The organism is Mesorhizobium silamurunense (assembly GCF_014843825.1).
Classification (GTDB): Bacteria; Pseudomonadota; Alphaproteobacteria; order Rhizobiales; family Rhizobiaceae; genus Mesorhizobium; species Mesorhizobium silamurunense.
The window spans coordinates 1-1,104 of sequence record NZ_JHQR01000488.1; the positions used below are offsets into that span (position 1 = coordinate 1).

Genomic DNA, 1,104 nt, shown 5'->3' on the forward strand with positions numbered 1-1,104 from the left:
CGCCGACACGCCGGAGCCGGTGCGCGCCGCAAGCTTCAAAGGCCTGGCCGGTTACCGCGACGGCTGGCGCGCCCTCATTGCCGGGCGCGGCATCGCCCGGTCGGCGGGAGGTGCGCAATGAGCGCCATCGCCCATGTCGAGGCGGTGCAGAGACCGGTGCTGGAGATGCGTCACATCTCCAAGACCTTCGGCCCCATCCGCGCCCTGCAGGACGTGTCGCTCACCGTCAATGCCGGCGAGCTGCACGCGCTGATGGGCGAGAACGGTGCCGGCAAGTCGACGCTGATGAAGGTGCTGTCCGGCGCCTATCGGCCCGATGCCGGCGGTGAAATACTGATCGACGGCGCGCCGGTCGCCACCGGCGATCCGATCAAGGCCCGCGCCCATGGCATCGCCGTCATCTACCAGGAGCTGTCGCTGGCGCCGAACCTCACGGTGGCGCAGAACATCTTCCTCGGCAACGAGCCGCGCAGGTTCGGCATCGTCGACCGCGACCAATGCAACCGGCGTGCCCGGGACATCATCGGGCGGCTTGGCGTTTCCTTCTCGGCGCGTGCCCTGGTCTCCAGCCTGTCGCTCGGCGAGCGTCAGCTGGTCGAGATCGCCCGCGCGCTGTCGACCAGCGCCCGCATCATCGTCATGGACGAACCGACCACCTCGCTGACGTCGCGCGAGACCGAAAGGCTGTTCGAGGTCATTGCCACGCTCAAGGCGCAAGGCATCGCCATCATCTATATCAGCCACCGCATGGAAGAGGTGTACCAGCTTGCCGACCGGGTCAGCGTGCTGCGCGACAGCGGCTATGTCGGCACGCTGGAACGTGCCGATCTCAACGCCTCGCGCCTCGTCTCGATGATGGTCGGCCGCGATCTGTCGGCCTTCTACAAGAAGGATCACCGCCCGCCGGACAGCAAGCGCCAGGTGGCGCTGTCGGTGCGCGGTATGTCGGACGGCAGGTTGCTGAAGAACTGCTCGTTCGACCTCTATCACGGCGAGGTCCTGGCGCTGGCCGGGCTGGTCGGCTCCGGCCGCACCGAGCTCGCCAGGCTGATCTTCGGCGCCGACCGGCGCAGCGCTGGCGAGCTGGAGCTCGACGGCAAACCG

At 68.0% G+C, this 1,104-nt stretch carries 1 protein-coding gene; it reads left to right on the forward strand.

All coding sequences use genetic code 11. The annotated features are described in order from the left end of the window. Window positions 1–117: 117 nt before the first annotated feature. Window positions 118–1,104, forward strand: a 987-nt coding sequence (locus DH10_RS36155; protein ID WP_192385982.1) for a sugar ABC transporter ATP-binding protein, incomplete at its 3' end; no start/stop codon positions are given.